The following is a 25,754-nucleotide window of genomic DNA, read 5'->3' as shown; positions in this document are numbered from 1 at the left end:
AGATGATTATCGTTATCTATTTAAAGTTAAGGGTAATATCATCACTATTGCCATGCGATGTTTTTATCCAAAGCAAATGAGTTGTTTTATCATAATACCAGCCTGCTGTTTTAGCTAATGCATCAGCGCTCTCAGCCACTTTTAATGTTTGATTATTTTCCGCGATTAAAGATGGTTCCTGATTATGAGGCCAGTGTATTTTTGCCAAATAGGAATGCGGTGCCGGAATAAAGCTACCTACAGGCTTTTTGATCTGCAACTCCCGTCCACCGGCAACATTTGCCATCAAAATTTGAGTGATCGCCTTCTCGCCCTTTTGGTATTTTAGGCTGATACCATCATCTTCATACAATTTAAACTCGGATGCCTGCCCCGGAAATACATCCAGCGTGATCACATCTACCGGTTTTTCATCCATATATTTCATGGCCGGCTGCATCGGGATGATACTGCCTGCTTTTACAAAAATGGGCAAATGATCGGTCGGGGTTAGGATATGTACGTACTGCTTCCCGGTATATTTTTCACCTGTCCAGTAATCAAACCAAACTCCCTTTGGTAAATATATCGTACGTGTTTGCGCACCTTTTACAGTCACCGGACAAACCATCATGTTATCGCCAAACAGGTATTGATCGGCTATATTGTAGGTATTGGGATCATCCTGGTATTCCAATACTAAAGCACGCATGAGCGGCATACCGGTTTGATATTGTGTGTAGGCGTTGCTATAAATGTAGGGTATCAGCCTGTAACGCAGATCATCGTATTTTTTGAAGTTGGCTAACGCCTCGGCCCCGTAGTTCCAGGGCTCTTTATAACCCGGGTGATCCATGCCAAATACCATAGCCACCGGGCTGAACATCCCAAATTGTACCCAGCGCATATATAATTCAGGATCGGCGGCATGTTCAAAGCCACCCATACAATGTGCCCAATAGCCAACACCCGATAAACCAATATTTAACCCGGCCTTGATAACGGGCGCAAAATATTGCCACTCGCTTGGCCAGTCGCCTGCAAAAATGAACGGATATCGCTGGATGCCGGAATACCCCTCGCGGGTTTGGTTTAAGCCACGGATGCCGTTATACTCCTGGAATTTCAAATATGGCGCTTTAGCATACGCAATAGGGAATACGTTATGCAGCTGGGTTATTTCCTTACCTGTAGGCCCAACTTTTTCACTTTCATTGGCTAATGAACCAAATGCGCTGCCCTCATCCGTTTTCAGGAATTTAGCACCGATGGAGGCCACTTTCATAACGCCATTATCCCACCACCAGTTTGCAGCCTGCTGATCAAAAAAGTTCACAAACTCGCCCGGTTTTCCGTTTTCCGGATAGGTAAATCCCTTGGCCTGTGCCAGGTCAAGCAGGTTCAGGTTTTTGGCGTTGTCAAACCGTGGACGAATATGCAGCCCCACCATTTTAAAGTTCATGGCATACAGGCTATCAAACATGGCTTTGCGGTCCTTAAATGTTTCGCGCCATTCAAAGGTGGTAGCACCTTTGCCTCCATTTTTACCAAACAGCCGCCAGGTAGAATCAAGGAAGAGAATATCGACCGGGATCCCCATTTCACGCATTCTACGGGCAAGTTCAATCACATACCTATCTGAAGTCATTTCCTCATGCCCCCACGTACCGCCGCTATAAGTACCCATGTGCAAACCGAAAGCAAACCGAGGCAGCAATGGCGATTTGCCCGTAATGGTTAAATAACTGTTTAAAATAGCCGGAAATGTTGGACCATAAATAAAGTAGTAATCCAATTCGCCATCATTTGCTTTAAAATTGTACTCGTTATCAGTTTTGCTGCCCATATCCCATTCGGTAGCCGATGAATTATGCAGGTATATGCCATACCCCTTAGTGCTCATAAAAAATGGTACAGGGCTATAATTGGCCTCGTTGATGTTATAGGCACCAAGTAAATTATTTTTGCTTTTCCCCCTGCCTACATTGAGTTTTACCAGCTTATTACGCTGATCTGTAAAGTCCATACGCTCGCCAAAGCCAAAGAAATGCTCATCGGGCAAGAGATTTTTAGTGCACATTACCGTATCGCCCATATGATGCAAGCCGCCGTTCTGCTTGCTGTTCGGTACATATTCTGATGATAACATCACACCCTTACTATCAGCCACGTTGATAATAAAAGGCGATTTAAGAACCGTAATGATCAATGCAGAGGTTTGAATAACATATGCCGACTGTCCGTCAGTTACCTTATAATCAACTGCAGGCCATTTATAGTTTTCCTGCATTAGATGTTCATCCGGGGCAAATTTGCGGCTCCAACTGGCCCTTACGCGGAACATGGAAGGCGAGCAAAATTCAATCTTAACATCGCCATTGGCATTATTAAAATACAATGTATTGCCTTGCTTTTTATAGCCGGATTTATTGCTTCCAATACCCGTTTGGGCGAAGGCATCCACCACAACTAATAAAACAAAGGCCAAAAACAGGGATAGTTTCTTCATTACTTACTTAGTTTATAAACTTCGCTGCCTGCCAGCAGGAAACAGCCCAAACCATAATCTTCAAAATCCGGGACATTGTTATAACCAACAGGCTGGCCATCTTTAGGCTCCTTGCCGGTTCCCTGTACAAAGCCAAGCATACCATCAGGGTGCAGGCATTCCTTTGACATGGCGTTCCAGGCTTTAATAATGATTGGTAAATAGGTTTTCTTTTTCAGGATGCCATGATTAATACCCCAGGCCATGCCATAAGTAAACAGGGCCGTACCCGACAGTTCCTTCCCGCCGAAATTGGTCGAATCTTTTAAGCTCACGTTCCAGTAACCATCAGCACGCTGCAGCGGCACCAGAGCTTCAATCATTTCTTTATATACCGATAAGTACTCATTGCGGTGAGGCGCGTTTTTAGGCATAACTTCCAATACACGCAGCATAGCGGCCACTACCCAACCATTACCGCGCGACCAGTAACAATCCGCACCGTTTGGTTCTTTATATGGTGGTACAAAATCTTTATCGCGCCACCAAAGATGATCTGCTGTATTGTACAGTCCTTTGCCGCCGTGCACGGTTTTAGTATAATTATAGACATCGAACATCTTTTCATAATACTTATCGTCATTGTATATTTCGCCGAGCCTTGCATATACCGGCATAGCCATTTGCAGCGCGTCTATCCAGTTCCAGTCGTCTTTTTTTTCGCTGTTCACCATCAGGTCGATACTTTGATTTATTTTTTCAATGCGCTCGGGCTTTTTATCTATGAGGTAAAGATCGATATAGGTTTGTCCGCAGCATTGATTATCCGCATTGCGGGTATCAACAGCGCCACGGGGGCTCCATTGGTGCTTCTCGCCCCAGTCAACCGCGTAATCATAGTACTTTTTTTGAGGATCGATCTTGTACATCGCCATCAGCCCTTCGTAATAAACTGCCCTTGTCCATAAATTACTGGTGCGGGTTGTGCCCTTTACAGTAACAGAAGCTCCCGGATCAGGCCATTTTTGCATAAAATAATTGTTGGCCAAGGCCATATCAGCCAATACTTTGCTTTTTACAGGTTGTTGTGCATATGTGTTGCTGGCCATTACCATGACGGCACCGGCGCACACTACCGTTTTTATCCTTATAAATAATTTATTCATATTGTAGATTTTATTAGATCAGGTTCATAAAACATACTTTCCCTTATGGCATTTTTTTAAGTCCCTCCCACCTTACTTTCCATTTTCCATTTTTAGGGAAACCCGGATTAACAGTGGTTGAGCCATCCCAGCCGGCACACATCATGGCTACGGTTGCCAGTAAGCCGCCATTGCCCGGCAGGTACATCCGCAATCGCCCGTCCTGGTAATTGTGGCCATTGGCCAAGTAAGTGTTGGTTTTTATGGGCATAAATAAAGCATCAACAGCATTTTCGGGCATATTTAAACGGGCCGCGGTCATGGCGGTCATCGGGAAATCCCAGCCCCAGGTATCCTTCCAATCCCATACATCCCAAATCAGGTTAAAGGTTTTTTTCATCACCGCGGTATCCAGTTGAGCATTATAGGGCAGCATACCATAAGCAGCTAACACCGCCGGGTGATCCGTTTTTAATTTAGGATTGGTATACGCATCGGGCGAGCTTTCCGCAGCGAGGTAAACGCCGTCTTTTTGAGGTAAAGCTGCCAGTTTTTTCAGGATGAGTGCATACTTTTTATCCGGCTGTAAGCCCAGTCGTTTGCGCCATTGCTGGGCAGTATTTAAAGCCCACCGCCAGTATTGCAGTTCGTAAGTTGGGTTATATGTTTCTTCGGGTTTATAACGTTCCTGTGCCAGGATAATTCCCTTGCCTAAATTATACCGGTCATGCTCTTTATCATAAGTTGGGAACGAGGCCATAAAATCCGCGTCGGCCAGTACAAGGTCTTTATACTTATCCAGGGTTTGCTTGTTTGGATGGGCACGATAATCCAGCTCGGCAAAATAAATAAAGTGCGGTTGCTGCCAGATCAGGAATGCCCCTACCGACGATGGACTTTCGTTACCATCCGGATCGGTCATTTTTTGCCAGCGGATACCATCATATCCCTGCCTTTTAGCAATGGCCCTTGCATTGGATTTTACATGTTGGTACCAGCTTAAACTGTTTTCGAGCAGTTGCTCCCGGCCCCAGAGCGCAAAATGAATCCCATGCCACCAGTGCATTTCAAGGTGCGGCTTACCGTACCAGCTATTATAAGTTAAACCCGTTTCCTGTGGAGGCTGATGGCCTGAGCATTGTATTTTGGTAAGGTATTGGGACAGCACCACCCTGCGTTCCAGTTCCTTTGCGCGGGGATCAGTGCTACCGCTGAAATCAACCGCGCCGCCGCTTTGCCAAAAGGCTTTCCATTGCTGTACGCTATTTGTTTGCGTTTGCACAACGCCGGGCAAAGGCGCTGTGGTTTTCTGTGGAGCAAACAAACAGGTAAATGTCAGTTCAGCGGTTTTACCTTGAGGCGATAACACAAACTGATGAGCAACTGTATTCTTAACCGACGCAGCACCATCCCAGGCGAGGTGTACAAAATATTGATTGGTATCTAAACGATGAATGATAGTAGCCTGACGAACATCAGAGGCAACAATAGCCGAATAATGCTTCTGCGGATCTTTCCAATTGTCGCCATAATCGGCAAATTGATTAGTCGGAAAAGGGAAACGCAATCGTACTTTAAGTCTGCCCTGGGCTAACAACGGCGACTGTACTTTCACCGCTATCAGGTCCTTACCCTGGTGCGCATAGGTTTGAACTTTTACCGGCTCGCCATCAAAAGTGAAAGAGCTGTTAATAGCGCCCGTCCACATATCAAGTTCCTGTCGGATATTTTGGATGTCACTTATTTGAGCCTCGCTCCCATCTTTGTGCAACAACAGGAAACCAAGATTGCCCAATTGCAGGCGATGTACATTTTCCCGGAACCAATTGGCAGCATTCCTGTTACGCCCGGGCTGGTTCCATTGTACCGAATAGCTTACATCGCGGCCATTAAGCCTATAAGTTTTTAATGTTTCATCAAATTGATAGCCTGCTGTATCTTTAAAGCTGTGCCAGCCCCATTCAGACTGCGTACCCAGCGGAATGCCTTTATCATAATGCTCAGGAAAGGTTTGCAGGCCCGTAGCGTCAACCGTAAAAGCAAAACGGCCATTACCAACAGATAGGGAAGACAGCGTGTCTGTGCCGTTATTAATTACATTGTGCCTTTGCACCAAAGCCTTACGGTCTATTTTATTTTGCGCCCTTAGTACAACCGGCCAAACAACAGTAAAAAATGCAAAATATACAGGCAGTATTTTTTTCATGTCGAGGGCGTTATGATTCTATTTTAAATATAAATGGCGATGCCGTCATGTACTTACCACCCTGCGAGGTAGTGAACATGTAGGTTGCTTTCCCATTTTGAAATAAGAGCTGGGGCCTTTCAAACCGGCCGTATTTGTTCAGGTATTTTGGGGGCGGCGGTTGATCAATATGATAATATTCGGCATTAAAATAACCGATCTCCGGTTCGCTCCATTTTTTACCGGTTTTTGATTCCATGTACAAACCATACTGGTGATTAAAAACTCCCATATCCCGGGCCAGCATTTTAAAGCGGCCCTTGTCCAACCAAACAAATGCATCTTCCAGTTGTGCGTTGTTTCCCCGCCCTGAAAAATCTATCACCGGGTTGCCGTCATATTTGATATAAGGCCCCTCCAGTTTATCGGAAATGGCTAAACCGTATTTACGGTTACCCTTTACCAGCGGGTCGGTTGAGGTTTCATATTCTTTGGTGTTCCATGATTTATAAAACAGCCAGTATTGCCCGTTGGGATGTTTAATAAATGCGGGGTTGGTGGTGCAATGATCATCCCATGCCCCTTCGGGGCCCGGTAAAAGCAGCGGTTCATCCGGGCGTGTCCAGGGGCCATCCAAAGAATCGGCGGTAGCCAGCCCTATCCGTTTGGTATTGGTTTTACCGTTAGAATTGCCCATAAAGAACAGGCAGTATTTACCATCTACCTTTTTTATAGATGGATTATGGCAGGTGGTTGCATCCCAATAACCTGGACCGCGTGGGGCAAGGATTGTTCCTAAAAACTTAAACTCGCTTTCCGGCGTATCGGCTACGGCGTGACATATTTCGGAGCCATTGATCCATCCGCCCATTTTTTTTGAAGCAACCCACCTTGAAAAAAACACATGGATCCGGCCATCCGGCCCTTCAATTGGACTGTTACACCAAACATAATACCCTTCCATTTCCAGCGCACGGCCAACAGGCTTTAGTTTTTTGGCAAAAGCAGAAACGTGATCTTTTGATTTACCGAAAGCCAAACCAGGCAATAATGCCATTGCCGAAGCCATACTTAACTGTTCAATAAAATCTCTTCTTTTCATTATCCAAACACAATCATTTACAGAACCTATTACTTTAGATATTTATTGAGCGCCAACTGATTGAATGACCGGATCCCCTGGATAACAAATTTGGCATTTAGCTGTGCACCCGGCTCAAGCGTATGCGTGGCATCAGTGCCGAAGTAGGTTGATTTAACTTTTGCTTCGCCCTCCTGGTCATAATCGTCGGCAATCAGTTTGTTTAAGTCGATGAAAAAGGCTCCGGTTTGCTCGCTGATCTCACGCGCCCATTGCCCATAGCTGTTTTCATTGTTGCGCCCTGCGGATTTGCCATCTTTCCAAACATTACGTGGTATCGGGGAGCAGATGATTGGAGTTGCGCCTTTCGCCTTAATATCAGCAACAAACTTGCGCACATACCAGCCGTAGGTATGTACCACCTCTTTTATTTTCCGTATCGGGTTATATATTTCCTGCTGCTCATCGCCAATACCTTTGATTGTTCCGCGGGCACGGGCCGTATCATCCAGCGCGCCGACATCGTTATGCCCAAACTGCATAATCACAAAATCGCCGGGTTTGATTTTAACCAACACCTTATCCCACAAACCCATAGTTTGGAAGGTGCGGCTGCTGGTACCGCCAAGCGCGTCATTTTCAACCGCAATTTTTGTGGTATCAAAATATGGGGCTATATAATTTCCCCATCCCCATAAACCGCCGTCGCCTTTACCTTTGCCATTTTTTACAGTTGAATCGCCTATCAGGTAAAAAGTTGGCTTATCGGCCGGTTTCATCAGCATAAAAGAAGATAACAGTATAACCAGCATTAACAATAAGCCTAAACCTGCATGTGCACGCATCATTTTTTTCATAACACCTAAAAATTAGTTTTTAAGATATTTATTCAGAGGATTTGCAGGATCAGCTTTAATGCCGTCAACTACCGATTCGGCATTTATGGTTGCCCCCATTTTATTGGTATGGGTATGATCTCCGGGGAAGAACTTTTTAACCGAATCAGCTCCCCATTGGTCATATTTATCGGCTGTTATACGGTTCATATCGATAAAGATGACACCTTCTTGCTGCGCCACGTCCTTTGCCCATTTACCATAATCATTATCAGCGCGGATAACTTTACCATCACGAAATTCATTGCGGGGGATCATGGATAGTACGACTGGCGTTGCTCCCTTTGCTTTGGTGTCCCTTATAAATTTGTGAAAGTACCAGCCATAAGTATGCACTGTTTCTTGAGTACCGTTAGGCCAGGTAAGTTCAACAGTTTCGTTACCGGTGCCTTTTAATACACCGCGATAACCTGCTTTGGTGGTATCAGGTTTGCTGCCTTCATTATGTCCGAATACCATTATCACATAGTCGCCAGGTTTTAAAAGCGAATCAACCTTGTTCCACCGGCCTTCCTTGATAAATGTGCGTGTACTGCGACCGGCCATGGCATGATTTTCAATATTGATCTTTGAGAGATCAAAATAGTATGGAATGATGCTTCCCCAGCCCCATGTTTCCTTATCGCTATTATGTGTTGTTGAATCACCTATCAAATAAATGGTTGGCTTTTGCTGATTGATAAAGGCCAGGCCAGCAAAGGCTATAATCAATAAAACTAAAACCGGTTTCAATGCTTTCATATTATTTTTTAATGTTTTTGGGCTTCAGTTCATCCGGCGCACCATTGGTATATGATACAAACACCTCCTTTGAAGCCGTTTTAAAAAGACCTTCAATAGTCTCCATTGCTATCACATCAGCAGGTTTAAACTGCGGTGAAGACATATATTTTAAAATACTGTAATACAATTGCTTCGCCGCCGGCCTGTCATCGCCGGTTGTTGGCGAAAGATCGGCGCTGCTCACCATCAGGCTCCCCTTACCTACCTTTGCTTCAAATAATAACGCCAAACGCCGGTTCATGAACCAGGTATCAATAGGCTGAATGATGGGCCTGAAGGCCGCCGGAAAATCTTCCAGGTGCATTACCTGGGCGTTCGACAGGATATCCCACCATTGTATTTCGCTGTATGATGATGTTGGGAAATCGTTAAATGCAGGATGCTTAGGATCGCATACAAAACCCAACGTATGCGGAGGGCGCATTTTAAACCAGGAAGTGTTCCAGAAAACCGGCGTGAAAGACTGAATAATTTCCTTACCCTTTATTACCTTACCCGAGGCGTTCAGAAATACTTTGCCGCCATTATTGAGTACCTCTTTGGCCTTATCATCCAGCGCAGTAGTATAATACACATCGGTTTTTACCGCAGGCAATGTTGCCGGGTATACCCAAAAATCCCAGTCGTTTACATACTGGGTATTAGGCTCAGCAATTTCCAGGTTCAGTTTTTCGGGTGATTTTATTTTTGACAGCGGCACACTGATATTACCTGCCTGCTGACAGTTACCCATTACATAGCTCTTCTTATCAAGCACACCCGCGCTAACTATTTTATGCTGTGCATCGGTTAATTTCCAGCTCAATGCAGTGGTTATAGGTTTGCTGTAGTTAAACAGCTCAACCTGCGCTTTTAACGTTTCACTGTTTTGATATACAAACTTTTCGGTGCGGATAAGTGGTACGGTGGCATTACAAAACCGTGCAAACTGCTTTGCAGTTATATAACCCTTGCTATCCCAAAAGGCATTAAGTACCCCTACAAGTGCAGTTCCCTGGCCCGGATAGTCATTGAGCGATAGCAATTGAAAGCCCGAATACCCTGGCGTACGCATGGCTTTTTCAATTTCATGTTTATAGCATAAGGCCTGTAATTTCCCGGAGGCTACCAGGAATTTTTCGGCTTCATCGGCCATGCCGTGATCTTTAAGATCTTCCTGAAAAAGTTCAAAATTTTTGGCTTTGTAGATCCCGGTATACTTTTTAATTTCCTTAAAATCGGGGAAGGCGCAATACTGTCCCATTTCGTGTGCTACAAATGGCACATTAAACTGGGCTATCTGTTTGCTGTAATCTGAGTAACTTTCGGGCCGTTGGTTCCAGGCCAGGCCTCTTGCCCCTGCGCGGGCCATATACTCGTTATTGGGGATCACAGGCCAGCTCCCGCCTACCGCAGCCCCGGTATACAACCTGCGCGGGTCTTTAGACTTCCAATAGTCAACAAATTTGGTAAGGTATTCTATTTGTTTACCGCTGGGTTCATTGCCATAAGCCATCATACAAAATGAAGGATGATTTCCGTACCATTTAACCATGCGGTTGGTTTCGTCATAAATATATTGATCAATCGGTCGCCCCAAGCCCAAACCGCTACCGTGGTTTGCCCATGAAGGCCCTTCTACATGCAAATAGAAACCGGCTTTATCAGCTGCATCGAAAGCAGCCCCGGGCGGGCACCAGGAGTGAAACCGCATATGGTTAAGCCCATGCTCACGGCAAATCTTAAAGATCCTGCCCCATTCTGCTTCGGTAGTGGGCGGGTAACCTGTAAGCGGAAACTCGCAGTTATTTACCGTACCACGCAGGAAAACGGGTTTACCGTTTATGGTAAATGTTTTTCCATCGGCCTTAAACTCATGCATGCCGAAGCTTACCTGCCTGGTATTTAATGCTCCATTGGCAGTGCGTAAAGTGGCAGTAAGCTGATATAACACAGGATTAAACTCATCCCATGTTTGCATCTTAGCCCCCATTGGCAACTCAATAGCTAACTCGGCCACACTATCTTTAACGGTAACAGGCCTGCTGACAGTAGGTATAACCTGTGAAATTGTGGTATTAAATGCTTTGGCCGAAAGTGTAATAGTGCCGACAACAGACGCCCGTTCTGTTTTTACCCGTATTTTGATGTGGGCTATTTTTTGTTTCAGATCAGGATAAACCTGGATCTCATCCAGCCATGTCTGACTTTCAGCTATCAGCTCCATTTTACCGATCACCCCATTCCAGTTGCCTTGTGTATGATCGGTAATACTATGAGAATCTGGACCTACGTTGATGGCTTTAACGCGATTATCAATGCACAGTGTAATTTCATGTTTTCCGGGTGAGAGTTTGTCTCCCAGATCAAACTGATGCGGGGCTACCAGGCTGTTTTGCATCCCGATTTCAGTGCCATCTATCCATAACCTGGTTTCGGTATGAGCTCTTTCGAGGAAAAGTACAAGGTGTTTATTTTTCCAATCCGCAGGAATAATTACTTCCTTTTTATACCAGGCCGCGCCTGTATAATGCTTGGGTGGTGTAAGCCAGAAAGGTATTTTGAGATTGTCAGGCACCCGGTACTTTGCCATATGCGGGTTGTAAAACCACGAACTATCGTAAATGCTACCAGTCCATTTGGTTTTAAGGGTTATATCATCACCTTTTAAGTTTTGGGTCATTGAACCCGGCAAATGAATAGTATCGGCCAGTGATTTTAAGAACCACTTCTCTTCAATCCCCTTATCAGCAGGATCCATTTGAAACTGCCATTGCCCCGCCAGTGAAATAACATTCCTGCTCTTCTGAACCTGAGGAACTGACCAGGCGCAAAAAAGCATTCCTAAACCTGCAGCTACGCAAACCAGTACCTTTTTTAAAAGCTTATATTTATTATTTACCAGACTGGGCATCAGTTAAATTAAGTTTGGTATTATCCTGAGTTATGATCTGTGAGTTTTTCCACTCCCATGCCTGTGCAAACTGCACATCGCCTGCCGTGCCCGACTCAATATTAACCTTATCAAAATGAAAATTTTGCATAGTTGATTCTTTAAGTCCGATGGCATTAACGGCTTTTTTTGCACCTGTCACTTTAATGTTTGAAATATAAACATCTTTAAAATGAGGGATCCCTTTTTCGGCAGGCTCTACTTTGTGCAGGATCTTTTTCCAATGATCGGGCAGCGTTGCTTCATTATATCCATCGGGTAATTTTGAATAGCTATAACTCGGGTTCCAGTTCATGGTGATTTGAAAAGCAGTCCCCACGCCATTCATGGTTATATTGGTAAAGTGGATATCCTCCACCGTTCCGCCCCTCGTTATGGCCGATTTAATATTTAACCCGTTGCTGGTTCCGTTACCTATGAGGTCTGTAGCAAGTACATGCCTGATCCCTCCCGAGGTTTCGCTTCCACAGGTAAGCAATCCCGCGCCTGCCCTTGAGATGCATTTGCGGATCACCACATATTCAGTGGGTTTATTTACCCTCAATCCGTCCCAATCGCGACCGGCTTTAAGGCAAAAATCATCATCGTTGCAATCAATATCGCAGTTTTGTACCAGGATCCAGCTTGATGAATCTATATCTATCCCATCTGTTGAGGGCCCATGCCCATCAACATTATTGCGGATGATAATGCCATCAACCGTAATATGATCTGAGTAAAGCAGCTGCACAGTCCAGAACCCAGCCTGCTGCAGCGTAATATTTTTGATGGTAACATCTGCCGAGTTGGAAACCAGCAGCGTACGTGGACGTTTGGCATCATAATCAACTATCCAGCGTAACCCTTTAGGATCATATTCCGAACGCATTTTGCGGTAAATATCCCAAAATAGCTTACCCTGCGCATTTACCAATCCTTTTCCGGTAATTGCCACATTGGTTTGCCCGGCTATGTTGATCAACGCAGCTGGCCATTTCATTTCAATACCGGCAACACGGGTATCAATTTCGGGGTAATCTTTTAGATCCTGGCTGCCCAATAGTTCCACCCCCTGATCAATATTCAGGCAAACATTATTCTTTAAAAAAATGGAGCCGGTTAAATATATACCGGGTTTAAAAGTAACTATGCCGCCGCCTTTTGCCGAGCATTGATCAATAGTTTTTTGTATGGCAGTTGTGTTTATGGTGTTGCCATCGTTAGCTGCGCCATTATCATTTACATACCATACCGTTGTTTTTTGCGGAGCACGCCTGGCCCCAACCTTTTTTGCCCAATCCAGGTTAGTTTGCCCGTTTACGGCATTTGCGGTAATAACTATCAGAAAAACACAATAACGTAATAATTTCATAGGTAAGTTTATTCTTTAAAAGGCCTACCACTCAGAAACACCGAGGGGCAAGCCTTTTTATGATGACCAAGATAATTCTTTCATCATTCCCCAGGATCAATACCCCGGGTTTTGTGTATATAACCCTGGTGCAGCATCCAGTTGTGTTTGCGGTACAGGGTAAATAACATAATTAGCTATAACCGGTTTGATAGCTTTCTGAGCATCTTCCTTAGCAATCCAGCTGTTCATAATAGTTAAAAGGTTACCGCTCCTTTGCAGATCAAACCAGCGTGAGCCTTCATCTGCAAACTCCCTGCGGCGTTCATCAAACAACTGTGCAAGCGTTACGCCTGATACAGATGGCAGCCCCGCCCGTGTACGAACCTGGTTAACAATAGCGTCAACATCAGCCTGCGAACCACCTGTTGCGCCATTCAATATACACTCCGCTTTCAGCATTAATACATCGGTATACCTGATGGCGATGAAGTTAATTCCCCAGTCAAAGCGGCTGGCAGTTGGAATTTTAGTTATATCGAGCCATTTTTTAAAGAACGGGCGATTTTCTGTACTGCCCGCGTTGGTATAACCTGCGGTATAAATACTAAAAGCCTTACGTACGTCGGCAGCGTCATAACTGTTTGCCAGATCGTTTGATACAGGGATAATCTCCAGGCTTCCATTTGATTTGTTGTCCTTAAAAGGTAAAAAGTAGCCGCTGGGCGCAAGCGCCCATGGAAATGAAGCGCCGTAAAGATCGCTTGTACCGCTTATGCCACTGGTATACATTACATCAAAAACAGCCTCTTTGTTAACCGCAGGACTTTGATTGGTATATGAAAACACATTGCTGTAAGTAGGTTCAAAAGCAAACTTGCCACTGCTGATAATATCCTGCAATAATGGTAAAGCTAAATTCCATTCATTTGAGCCCGTCCCAGGGCCTTCGATACCGTAATTTGGTGCCGATTTAGCCATGTAAACCTGTGCCAGCAGGGCTTCTGCCGCGTATTTGGTAGCACGGCCTACATCTACACCGGTATACGTGGTGGGTAGGTTAGCTACCGCCGATTGCAGATCGGCTATGATCAGTTTGTAAACATCGGCAACAGCACTACGGCCTATTGCATTAGCTTCGGGCGCTGTAACCGGATGGTCAATTACAGGGACTTTACCGAAATACCTAACCAGGTCGAAATAATAAAATGCCCGCAGAAACTTAGCTTCGGCCTGCAACCTGGTAGCTAATGATGCAGAGCCGATATAGCTGCCATTTTTTGCAACCTGGTCAAGCAGGGTATTAGCCCTGAAAATACCATTAAAATCGGTACCCCAGGCTTCGGTAACATAAGCGTTTGCAGCTAATGAGGGAGAGAAATCGTTCACCGGGTCCCAGTCACGCACGGTAACCGACACACCATAAATATTATCCGAACGGATTTCAGACATATTGGCTAATCGTACCGGGTAATTGTGCAGATCGGCATAGATAGCGTTTGTAGCCTGCAAAAAATCACTTGGCGATTTGTAAAAAGTTGCTGTTGTTGAAGCGGATATAGGCACCTGGTTTAAATCTTTGTTACAGGAGGCCATTAAAAATACAGCCGATATGGTTGATAGAAAAAATATCTTTTTCATTTTGATAATGTTGAAATAATTAAAAAGTAACATTTAGCCCGAAGATCAATGATTTAGCTAATGGCAAGCCGCCGTAATCACCAGCTTCCGGATAGTTACTGTCAGAGCTGATAGCTGTATTTTGCGCCTCCGGGTTGAAACCTCCATAATATTTATCATGTCCGAAGAAGTTTTCGGCGGTAACATACAGTCGTGCTGCCCCTAAAACCCTGGTTTTAAATATATTTTTAAGATCGTAACCTAAGGTGATATTCCTAACCCTCACATAATCTGAAGAATACAGCCAATCGGTATTAGCTACGAAACCGAATGTAGAATAAGCTTTGCTAACCCGGCCGGCTCCCTGATTTTCAGGTGATCTCCAGCGATTGTCATAAAATGCAGGGGCATTATCTGTAAAGCCCTGGCCTGTACGGGTTATGGCCCTGCCCAGTAAGGAATAAATTGAGCCGCCATTTTGACCCTGAACTAAAACAGTAAGGTCGAAACCTTTCCAGCGTACAGTATTGGTGATACCCCAGGTATAAGTAGGATTTGGATGACCAACAATTTGTTTATCGGCTTCGGTTATTACACCATCACCGTTCAGGTCCTGGTATTTTGGATCGCCAACTGTTTCGCCGGTACCATAGGTTGCCACATGGTTATCAAGATCTGCCTGTGTAAGGAAACCTATTTGTTTTACAACATAAATACTGTTTATCGGCTGGCCTACACGCAAAATGGCATCAGAAACATCAAATGAATTTGGAATAATAATTTGTTTCTGGTTGCCGTAAAGACTTACGATTTTATTTTTATAATGACTGACATTAATTGATGTGCTCCATTGAACCTTGCCTACTAAATTACGGCTGGTTAATTCCAGCTCCTGACCAATGTTGCGTACCGAACCTGCATTACGCAGCTGGCTGCTGAAACCGGTAGATTGAAGGATCGGTACATTCAGCAATAAGTCGGTATTTAACTTGTTGTAGTAGTCAAATGAACCTGTTAAACGGTTGCTGAATAAGCCGAAATCAAGTCCCACATCATAAGTTTGTGATTTTTCCCATTTGATATCCGGGTTTGGTAAGTTGCTTGGGGCCTGCCCGATAGCCAATGCCTGCGGCGAACCCAAAACATATCCGTATGAACCTATTTGTGAAATGCTTCCGTAATCGGCGATGCTATTATTACCATTTACGCCATAACTAAAGCGCAGTTTCAAATCGCTCATTACAGGCAGCCTTTTCATAAAATCTTCCTGTATGATGCGCCAGCCTACGGATGCTGATGGAAAAACACCATATTTGGTATTGCCGCCAAATCTTGACGAGCCATCCTCCCGTAAACTTGCGGATAAAAGGTACTTATTTTTATATGCGTATTGCGCTCGGCTAAAGTATGATACCAACACACTTTTGGTTCCGGTTGTGTTACCGGTTACAGTGGCAGCCGCGTTTAAGGTTTGAATAACGCTGCTGGTATACCCCCCAACCGATGATAGCGTAGATTGATCTAAGCGATCCGTATTGTAAGACTGGCCTAATAATAAACTCAAGCTATGGTTTGCGTGAATGGTGGTATTATAGGTAAGCGTGTTTTCATTAACAAAGGTTTGTCTTTTAAATGTGCTGTATGATCCTGAAGTATTAGCTGTTAAATTAGGATTTTTCGCAGCATCAAAGGTTCTGGTAGCCAAATTCCCGGCAATGGTGTACGGTGTATAACTATTAGATGCATTATCAACATTATCAAGGTTCAGTGAGCTTCTCAATGTTAATCCCTTTATAATTTCGTATTCTGCATATATGCTGCCCAGTGTGCGGTATTTTTTGGTTTGCCCTACTTTGTTCTCCAATTTAGCAATAGGGCTGTTTGCTGAGTTGCCCCAGGTATATTGTCCGTTTTTAAATGCATTGGGATATAAGCCTACCGTATCTTCCTGTATAGGGCTATAGCTTATGGCCTGGTGAAAAATATTATCTTTTCCTTCAACACCAGGGTCCTGCGAAATGGAATAGGTAGGTGCCAGGTTTAAACCTAATTTTAGATTTTTTGCAGCATGCACCTCCACATTAGCCCTGGCCGAGTAAGCTTTATAACCCAAGCCTTTCACAAAACCATCCTGATTAGCATAGTTTCCTGAAATAAAATAATTTACAAACTCATTGCCGCCGCTTGCGCTTAATGCCTGGTTTTGCATGGCTCCTTTTTGCTCAATAGCTTTTTCCCAGTTTACATACTGTAACCCCGGATGACCCGGCATAGCCCATCTTGGGTCAAGCATATAGGCAGCGCTAAATGCACCGCCATTTAGTGCCTGGCGTGTTGCATTATCATCACTTGCTGTTGCTCCCTGTGCCCCAAATTTAAGTACGTAAGCCGCATTGATCATTTCTGTAGCCCGGTCAATCCATTGATCGCCATTAAGCATGGGCAAATACTTGGCCGCAGCATTATAACCATAATAAGCACTGTAACTAATTTTTGCCTTACCCGATTTGCCTTTTTTAGTGGTGATCAAAACAACACCGTTTGATGCCCTTGAACCATAGATAGCCGCTGCCGCCGCATCTTTTAAAACCTGGATATCTTCAATATCATTTGGATTGATATTATCAAGCGGGTTTCCTGAGCCAAAACTACCGCCGCTGCCTATTGCTGACACAGACAAAGGAAAGCCATCTATTACATATAATGGCTCATTACCTGCACTTATAGAACCACTGCCACGCACGTTAACGCTAAAAGCTTTACCGGGTACGCCTGTTGTTTGTTTAACGGTTACACCTGCCATCTGGCCTACAAGTGCCTGGTCAACACGCGTTATAGCCCTCTCGTTTAAATTATCTGCTTTAAATGTGGCTTGCGATCCGGTAACATTAGCCCGCTTTTGTGCACCGTAGCCAATAACTACTACTTCGTTCAATTGCGATTCGGCCTCAGTTAGGGTAACATTGATGGTGTTACTTGTGCCTACGGTAACTTCTTTAGCGTCAAAACCGATGGATTTAAATACTAATACCTGTCCTTCGGAAGCCTTAATGGCATATTTTCCGTCAAGATCGGATGTGGTACCCGATTTTGTGCCTTTTATTTGCACGGATGCAGCCGAAACCGGTTGATGCTTACTATCTGTAATGGTACCCGTAATGCTAAGCCTTTGTGCAAATACACTATCTGCCCCTGCCACATTAAATAGCAGTAATAGCAATAGCATTTTACAAGAATGAATAAAAATTCTTTTCATAAAATCAAATTAAGGGGTTTACTGTTTGGTACAGTTTGGGTTATAATTGTATATACGAACATAAAAGTTAATTTCAATAACACCATCCTGTAGTGTCCTGCTATCAGCAGGATAGACACAAAAAAAGGCGGCCCGGAACGACCACCTTTTCGAAATAAAACCCTTAAATAATTACTTAATAAGCAGCTGTTTAACCGGCTCAAGTGTTACCGGCCCAATCAAGCCTGACGACTTAGGCTCCCAGTTTATAGCTGTAAAAAGGCCGTCAGGACCTTTAGAACCTGCACTGTGAGACTGGAAATTAGTATTATAGAAGATCCGGTAAGGGATATGCTTTTTATCCATATCGATAATCCTGTTGGCCATCAGGTTGGCTACCCGGATTTGTAGTTGATTAACTGTCCTTAACTGTGCTGAAGGTATGGTAACCACATACTGCGGACCGATGAGTGTTGCCAGCTTTTTACCGTTCAGATACACCTCCGCACTTTCATTAACTTTTCCCAAATCAAGCTTCCAGGCAAATGCATTTTGAACCGGCTTTTTAAAGCTGATAGTATAACTACCGGTTCCGGAAAATGCCTTGAGGTCATCGCCGCCTAAATCCGTCCATGATTTAAGCTCTGCGGTTTTTATTGGATGCGGCAACGTTGGGCCGCCTTCGGTAAAACTAAGCGTCCATGTACCGCTTACAGGTATTGATTTACCCGCGGCCTGGTAATAGGTATAGGCAGCTGTTTTGGCTTTTACAGGCAAGGTTTGTAAAATACAGCTCTCGCCGGGTAGTAATTGCAGATATACACTGGTTTTGCCATTGGCTTGCTTCCGGGTTTTTGCCAGCCCATAATTTTTTGTCATAGGATCAAACACGACTACAGATGAAGCACTAACAGACAGATGCACCCAGCCATCAACCTGCTTGCCGCCGTTATTTGTTATAAAATAACTGTTACCATCTTTGTAGGTACAGCGTACAAATTGCAAGCCGTTATCGGTCATTTGTTCCCGGTTTATACCCGCTGCATCCAGTAAAGAGGCAATATCATCAGCAATTAAAAAACGGCCTTTGCCAACTGCGGCAATTTTAACACCATTGTTTTTAGCGGTAAAGCTAAGTTCGGCAAGCATGTCTTTAAACGTTTTTTCACGCTCCTCCAACCTGGAGTATCCCGGTACATCCGATGGCAGATTTTTGTACACAACTACCGTTGCCCCTGCCCTTGCCAGAACCATTATCTTATTAAAGGTTTCGAGCGGGATATATTTATTGCCTGGCAAAAGGATGGTTTTATAATTAAGACCTCCGGTAAGCAGGTGGCTACCTGCGGCTTGCAGACCTATTATTTGCTTATCTGATATAAAATCAAATGTATAGCCTTTTTTAAGCATTTCTTCGGCTGATGACTCAAACCCTGTCCCCTTGAAATCGGGCTTCATCGCATCATAATGCTTGAGCAAGCCCCTGTCACCCGGTTCAGAAAAGCTGTCGAATAATGGATAATAAACCAATACATCATTATCGGGCTTTCCTTGTTGCAGAAAAGACTGGCAATTGGTTATGTATTGATTTAAGGTCGAAAAATCATTCCAGAACGGGTTGGTTTGGTTAAAATGGACTGCAGCATAAAATAACCAACCCGGCCATTGAGCATTTTGAGGCGAATAACTGATACCGTGATAAAAGATATGGTTTACACCACCTACAAAATATTTATCAATGGCCTGTTTAACATCTCCCAGAGACGACAAAAAATGATCATTAAGCCATGTTGCCGACTCGGATGATGCAAGAGGTTTACCCATCACATGTGCTGCCGAGGTAGCAAATTTAAATCGCAGTACATCGTCTCCTTCGGTTTCAGGAATATCAATAGCGGCGTACAGATCCAGTATGTTTGATGGCGAACCATGTGATTGATTGCGGATTAATGCGCCTTTGGTTTTGGCCCAGTTATGCCATGGTTTGGTAAAATCATCAAGCAGCAGGTCGGATATGGTTTCGCGGTAGTCACACAGGATACGGTTATTTTTATCCTTAGCATCGTTACTAAATAAAGCCGGCAAATGATCACGCAGATCGTAACCACGGCGTTTAATAAATTCGTCAAAAAACAGCGGGGTAAAGTTTGATTGTCCGCGGGCATCATCCACCTCGTACGAATCATTAAAATATGCCCTGACCCCGCTTAAATCCTGACCTTTAAACGCCTGGTCAAATCGGGCAAGATAATGATCAAGGGCAGGCTTTGAAAAATGGTCAATAACATAACCTTCACCACCCGGAGCTGCGCGCTCAACCATTTTACCGTGCCAACCCTGGAAAAGCGCGTATAGCTTCCATTCGCCCGCAGGCGCTGTCCAGTTAAGGTTTCCGGCCGCATCAACTTTACCGGTAAGGTTCAGCGCCTGTCCCTTGCCATCATAAGCCATTAAAACGGTTAAGGGAATCCGTTTCTCAAACCGTACCTGGTCAAGGGCCATCAGCTGCAGGTTTTTATTGCTGCTAATGGGTTCAACAAGGTCGGTGATCTTTGGGGCCTGTCCATCGGCCCTTACCAAAGGCTGTTGCACAAATACAACTGGCTCGCTTAGTTTTTCACCTCCTTTAACATCATAGTTTTTCCAAAACAGTTCTTTACTGGCATCTTCGTTGCTAACCCAGGGGCCACCGAATGGCCAACCTGTAGCATTGGCCAAATCAATGCCCATATTCAGCCGTTTTGCCTCCTTTAGCGTATATTTCAGCATATCCACCCATTGGGGCGACAGGTATTGTATAAATTCATTTTCGTGTCCTTTTACGCCATAAATAGGTGTAATTTCCAAACCACCCAAACCGGCTTTATGGTAGCTCTCCATGTTCCAGGTAAGGTCTTTTTCATTTACGGCGCTTCCCTCCCACCACCAACGTGCCCAGGGTTTGGTCTGTTTAGTAGTTGCAGGCCAGCCAATTTGCGCAGATGCTGTTTGCGAACCTATTGCCAGAGCGAATGCAACAGCTATTTTTAAATTATTTTTGATTAATGACATCTGGTTGAAATTATTAATGTTTGGCAATTTCTACAGCGTAAACGCCCTCACGGCCTTCAAAGTTGGCCCTGAAGATAACCCATTTTTCATCGGGCGAGAAATGCACGTTAGGTTCCAGGTGATAATTATGGTGTTTCATATTTACCAGTTTCTCTGATTTGAAACGATCGCCATTGGGCTTAAATAAATAGATCCACATGCCATCAGGTGCTTTGGCTACCTGCCCGGAATTACCTCCGTCGCCGGCAAATGTTTGCTCATCTTTAGTTACATTAAAATGGATCGACCACTCGTTCCTGTCCATTTGGTAAACACGGTCTTCTTTTCCTGTTTTCATATTGATACCTGCCAGGAAAAAGGTTTGCCCTTTAGGTTTCTGCAAATCAAACCACTCGGTATTACCCAGCGGCGAAAAAAACTCATGACCGGCTATTTCATTTACCATGGTACGTTTATGTAATAGCCTGTTTTCGCCGGTTTTTATATTGATGTTCCAGATCCGGTCGACCTTTTCCCAGGGGCCCTCATGACAATACGAAAGGTTATCAGGATCTGTCGGTGAAAAAAGCAGGTGATTAGTCCATTCGTTTTCCTGGTGTATTTGTTTTAATGTTTTGTGCTTAACTTCAAGCACGTATAAAGTATGCTGGATATGCGCATCATAGATCCGGTTAAAGAAATCATGCTTTTCCGGATATTTTGCAAGTATTTCACGTTCCTGTTCGCCGGTAGCCTTAACACAGGCCATATAAGTCCCATCGGCATTTACTGTACCTACCCTTCCTTTAAAATCGGGTGCAAAAGCGTAAATAAATCTTGTTTTATGGGTGTTAACATTTACAGCGAATATGCTGTCGCCACTTTGATAAAACGCTTCGCGGGTTTTGGCACAAACCATTTCGCCGGATACTTTCGCCCGGTTTGTTAACTGCTCTGTTTTCTGCGTTTTTAAATTAACAGTAAATAATTGTTCTCCCTTATCCGTTTTGCCATAAAATACCATCAAATCTCCTTCATTCTTTATTTGAGGAACAAAGGGCGTATTATTGAAATAAAAGCTGCCGTTATCATTTTCGCGGTTCACGAGGCGGACCACCTTATGACCGGTTTCACTATCGATCCACTGTGCGGGCATCGGTTTTGTGCCTCCTGTTTCCATTACTTCCTGGGCTTTTACGGTGATTAGACCGGTTTGTAGAATACCAAGTGCAAGTAATAACATTTTTTTATTCATCATCATTTTACTAAAATTTATATGCTTCGGCATCCATACCGCCGGTCAATTTCCATCAGGTTTTACAGTGCTGTTTTTAGGGCTGGCAGGTTGGCTAAATGTTTCTGCCGGATCAGGATGGGCAGGGTCAAAAGGCGGTGCACCAATAATATACCGATCAATGCCCAAATGATTGCTTTTGATCCCTTCTATAACACATTTTGCAAGTTCATAGGCACCATAACTGTTGAAATGGGTATTGTCGGCCAAATCTTTTGGTTGGTTTGGGAATGAGTTTGCCGGATACCACACAAAAGCTTTTTTTGAGCCCTCGTTACCCAATGCCTCATAAAACCTGGCAGACATGGCATTAAGATCAATCAGGGGAACATTCAGCTCTATGGCAACTTTCCTGGCAGCATCGGGATAATCGCCCAGGGTATTTACTACTTTATTGCTGTCATTAAAAGCCCGGCGACTGGTAGAGGTTACAATTACCGGGATAGCTTTTTTCTCCCGCGTTTTGTTGATAAACAACTTAAAGCGTTCGGTGTATGACTTATAAGCGCCGTCATCCGGCCCTTTCTCTTTCTGATCATTATGCCCGAACTCTATAAAAAGATAATCGCCAGGCTTAATTACACTTAAAACTTTATCTAAACGGTGACTATTTAAAAAACTACCCAGGCTAAGACCGGATTCGGCATGATTGGCAATGGCCACACCGGGTTTGAAAAAACGGGGGATCATTTGGCCCCATGAGCACCAGGGCTCGTCATCCTGGTCAACCACGGTCGAATTTCCTGCCAGGTAAACGGTTATTTGGTCATCTACTTTTTCTATTTCCAATGCATCAACACAGGGTTTTGCACCATTAAACTCAAGGCTAAGCTTATCATCCCAGTCGTACTTTCCAAACTCCCGCGGCTTAAGCGCTACTTTGCCGCCGGTGCTGATTTCCGGCTTACGGATATTTACGATGAAGCTTAACTTCTTAGCCGAGTTATTAGTCTTTACCTTTTCCAGCATTAACCTCCGCGATTCGGCACGTACCGTAATATCACCGCTGCCTTTGATATCGCCAACCGTTAAGGTAACCTTATAATTACCCTCAGGCACATTTACCGAAAAATAAAAGGGCTGATCATTGGTTACATAACCGCCGGTAAGTTTTCTTCCGCCATCGCGTGTTACGGCTATTATTTTAGAGCCAAAATCAAAGCCATAACCTTTAGCGCCATCAAAAACTTCATCCGGACCCACCTTTTGATACCCAGGTGCTGCTTTTCCATTGCCGAAATCAAACTTAAAGCTGGTTTTCACCACCTGAGCGAAAAGCTGCCCGGGTAAAATGAGCCGCAACGAAACGCAAACAGAACACAGCAAGATCTTGTAAGGCAGCTTGATCATTATGGTATAATTTATCTGGTTACTGGCCGGCTTATATGGGCCCAGGTTTATAATCGATAAAGTTAGAGCATGTTTATACCAACAGCGTCCTGCACCATCCTGATTGAAGGCGATCTTCTTGTAACAAATTCATCACTTTATTTATTTTAGCTGCTTATTAAGCTTCCCTGGCTTACCCGCGCCAAAAGGGGAAACCTTATCAAACCTAATTTGATTACCTTTAAGTTTTTGCCAGCAGCCAATTCAATAGTTATGAAGTCTTCACGATTTTTAGAGTACATCTATATTGATTATTATTCATCTACCCCGAAATACATCCAGTTAGCCAACTCCATCATCAAAAGTGTACGTGAAGGAAAATTGGTGATTAACGAAACGCTCCCCTCCATTAATGAGTTAAACTGCAATTTTGAAATATCGCGTGATACTGCCGAAAAGGCTTATAAACACCTGAAATCAATCGGTTTGCTTGGCTCCGTACCGGGTAAAGGGTATTACATTAAAAACACAGAAGCGGGCCAACAATTTAAAGTGTTTTTAATATTTAATAAGTTAAGCACCCATAAAAAGCTGGTTTATGACGCCATAGTTGATGGCCTTGGTCATGAAGCAGCCATCGACTTCTATATATACAATAACGACTTTGAGTTTTTCAAGAAACTACTTCAAAACAACAGCAACGATTATACCCATTATGTGATCCTGCCCCACTTTATGCACGGCGGAGAAAATGTTCACGACATTATCAATACACTGCCCAAAGAGAAGCTTATTATACTTGATAAATTGGTGCCGGGAATAAAAGGCGATTTTGCTGCCGTCTACGAAAATTTTGAAAAAGACATTTTCCAGGCCCTGGAAGAAGCTCTGCCGCAACTAAGAAACTACCATACCTTAAAGATCATATTTCCCGAATACACTTATTTCCCGGGTGAAATATTAAAAGGCTTTTTCAGTTTCTGTATCCAATATGCATTTACTTATAAAGTAGTTCATGACATACAAGGAGAGCCTATAAATGAAGGCGATGTGTTCATCAACCTGATGGAAAACGACCTGGTGGTTTTGATTGAAAGGATCCTGGCCACGGAGTTAAAAATAGGGAAAGATGTTGGCGTGATATCTTACAATGAAACCCCGTTAAAAAAAATCATCCTGAATGGTTTAACCACCATATCAACAGATTTTGAGCAAATGGGAAAAATGACCGCAGACATTATTAAAAATGGTTCAACAGGGCGTTACGAAGTACCTTTTTACTTAACACTCAGAGCCTCCTTATAGCGATTTTCTGATAATTATTTTAAAGGCATTTTTAATAACAGCTGCTTTGTTTTGCAGCATCAACTCAGCTGTCTTTCTGCCCATTTCTTCAAAATCGGTTGTAATAACGGTTATATCCAACAATTCTTTAAATACGGTTTCATTAAAAGATATGATTCCTATATCCTTCCCTAATTCGTAACCGCTTATCCTTGCTCCTTTGATCAAATCGGCCAGGTCATTTTCGGTCAATACAATATAAAGAGTGCCTTTTTTGAGATCGTCTGTTTTAAATGCGTCTATTACTTCAAACTTTTTGTTGTTCTCTTCACAAAACTGCATTATTCCGTCCTTAATTTCGGGCGGATGGTGGCGGTCTAACGGATATATGATAATTAGTCTTCCATATTTGGCAATCAGGTCTGTAACCACGTTCAATGCGCCGTAAATATCGTTACGAAAATCCTGGAACACTGCTGATTGCTTAGGTAATTTAGGCAAATCTTTATCCAGCAATATCAACTGATCAACCGGGATCTTCTTTAAAATGGTTAAATATTCCTGCTCGTTACTATAATCAAAAAAATGTGGCATTACCACATAGTAATGGTAATTGCCCAGGTTAGCATCTATACTTTCCTCAAGCAAAGCAGGGTTATAATGATGAATATGAAGATCAACCCTGGCCTTATCGCCTAAAGTGCGAACCATAGTATCATAAACGGTTTTCTTATAGGAGCTTAATTTATTAAACAGCAAAAGCACCTTGATCCTTACATCCGGCTTACCAACCACAAAATAGCCTTTGCCGGAAACCGAGCGGATATAACCATTATTTTTAAGTATCAGGTAGGCTTTTTCAATGGTATCCCTTGCTACACCGTGCTGCTTGCTGTAGGTATTTATTGACAGCAGCTTTTCATTTTTCCGGTAAACACCCTTGTCAATATTCTTACTGATAGATCCGACAATTTGCTGTACAAGGGATTTCACCCCGTAATTAGCTCTTTGTTTTGTTTGCATTATTGCTTGTTTATAATTGTTTTACAACGGCGATTATAAACATAGCTTAAATTTATCAAAGCCGTTATAGGCAATGAAAATATAAAATATGTTATTAAATTGAATTATTGGGATTATGAA

15 protein-coding genes are annotated in these 25,754 nt (G+C 43.6%); 1 reads left to right on the top strand and 14 read right to left on the bottom strand.

Features of this window, described 5'->3' with window-relative positions; translation table 11 throughout:
• Positions 1-16 precede the first annotated feature (16 nt).
• The 13 genes from SNE26_RS06670 to SNE26_RS06610 all read right to left on the bottom strand — a co-directional run bounded on the left by SNE26_RS06670 (position 17) and on the right by SNE26_RS06610 (position 23,348).
• A complete protein-coding gene (locus tag SNE26_RS06670; RefSeq protein WP_321558581.1) occupies positions 17-2,488 on the bottom strand; it encodes a TIM-barrel domain-containing protein in 2,472 nt (823 codons plus the stop codon).
• Positions 2,488-3,633, bottom strand: a complete 1,146-nt coding sequence (locus SNE26_RS06665) for a glycoside hydrolase family 88 protein (RefSeq protein ID WP_321558580.1) — start codon at positions 3,631-3,633, stop codon at positions 2,488-2,490. The genes SNE26_RS06670 and SNE26_RS06665 overlap by 1 nt, the downstream gene beginning before the upstream one ends.
• Before the next feature lie 43 nt (positions 3,634-3,676).
• On the bottom strand, positions 3,677-5,818 hold the full coding sequence (locus SNE26_RS06660) for a hypothetical protein (RefSeq protein ID WP_321558579.1): 2,142 nt from the start codon (positions 5,816-5,818) through the stop codon (positions 3,677-3,679).
• 10 nt (positions 5,819-5,828) lie between these two features.
• A complete protein-coding gene (locus SNE26_RS06655) occupies positions 5,829-6,899 on the bottom strand; it encodes a glycoside hydrolase family protein (RefSeq protein ID WP_321558578.1) in 1,071 nt (356 codons plus the stop codon).
• 29 nt (positions 6,900-6,928) lie between these two features.
• Positions 6,929-7,735 carry a rhamnogalacturonan acetylesterase gene (locus tag SNE26_RS06650; RefSeq protein ID WP_321558577.1) on the bottom strand — a complete coding sequence of 269 codons (807 nt, stop codon included), beginning with the start codon at positions 7,733-7,735 and terminating at the stop codon, positions 6,929-6,931.
• 12 nt (positions 7,736-7,747) lie between these two features.
• A complete protein-coding gene (locus SNE26_RS06645; RefSeq protein ID WP_321558576.1) occupies positions 7,748-8,515 on the bottom strand; it encodes a rhamnogalacturonan acetylesterase in 768 nt (255 codons plus the stop codon).
• 1 nt (position 8,516) lies between these two features.
• The gene (locus SNE26_RS06640) at positions 8,517-11,450 is read right to left on the bottom strand and encodes a sugar-binding domain-containing protein (protein WP_321558575.1); all 2,934 of its coding nucleotides are present in this window, start codon (positions 11,448-11,450) and stop codon (positions 8,517-8,519) included.
• Entirely contained in the window at positions 11,431-12,840 is a 1,410-nt protein-coding gene (locus tag SNE26_RS06635) for a glycosyl hydrolase family 28 protein (RefSeq protein WP_321558574.1), read from the bottom strand. Before SNE26_RS06635 ends, SNE26_RS06640 begins: the two co-directional genes overlap by 20 nt.
• Positions 12,841-12,936: 96 nt before the next feature.
• Positions 12,937-14,460: a RagB/SusD family nutrient uptake outer membrane protein gene (locus SNE26_RS06630; RefSeq protein ID WP_321558573.1), complete on the bottom strand. Its 1,524-nt coding sequence runs from the start codon at positions 14,458-14,460 to the stop codon at positions 12,937-12,939.
• Positions 14,461-14,479: 19 nt separating this feature from the next.
• Positions 14,480-17,695, bottom strand: coding sequence for a TonB-dependent receptor (locus SNE26_RS06625; protein WP_321558572.1), 3,216 nt, complete (start codon positions 17,693-17,695; stop codon positions 14,480-14,482).
• Positions 17,696-17,866: 171 nt separating this feature from the next.
• A complete protein-coding gene (locus SNE26_RS06620) occupies positions 17,867-20,725 on the bottom strand; it encodes a glycosyl hydrolase (RefSeq protein WP_321558571.1) in 2,859 nt (952 codons plus the stop codon).
• A gap of 13 nt (positions 20,726-20,738) precedes the next feature.
• Positions 20,739-21,965, bottom strand: a complete 1,227-nt coding sequence (locus tag SNE26_RS06615; RefSeq protein WP_321558570.1) for an oligogalacturonate lyase family protein — start codon at positions 21,963-21,965, stop codon at positions 20,739-20,741.
• A 39-nt stretch (positions 21,966-22,004) separates the two neighbouring features.
• Positions 22,005-23,348: a rhamnogalacturonan acetylesterase gene (locus tag SNE26_RS06610; RefSeq protein WP_321558569.1), complete on the bottom strand. Its 1,344-nt coding sequence runs from the start codon at positions 23,346-23,348 to the stop codon at positions 22,005-22,007.
• Positions 23,349-23,600: 252 nt separating this feature from the next.
• On the opposite strand from SNE26_RS06610, the gene SNE26_RS06605 reads away from it, so the two are divergent.
• Positions 23,601-24,632: a GntR family transcriptional regulator gene (locus SNE26_RS06605; RefSeq protein ID WP_321558568.1), complete on the top strand. Its 1,032-nt coding sequence runs from the start codon at positions 23,601-23,603 to the stop codon at positions 24,630-24,632.
• Here SNE26_RS06605 and SNE26_RS06600 read toward each other — a convergent pair.
• Positions 24,627-25,634 carry a hypothetical protein gene (locus SNE26_RS06600; protein WP_321558567.1) on the bottom strand — a complete coding sequence of 336 codons (1,008 nt, stop codon included), beginning with the start codon at positions 25,632-25,634 and terminating at the stop codon, positions 24,627-24,629. The genes SNE26_RS06605 and SNE26_RS06600 overlap by 6 nt on opposite strands.
• Positions 25,635-25,754: the final 120 nt, after the last annotated feature.

The organism is Mucilaginibacter sp. cycad4, assembly GCF_034263275.1.
GTDB lineage: Bacteria > Bacteroidota > Bacteroidia > Sphingobacteriales > Sphingobacteriaceae > Mucilaginibacter.
The sequence above is the reverse complement of the archived record's forward strand: the minus strand, read 5'-3'. Positions and strand labels throughout refer to the sequence as shown.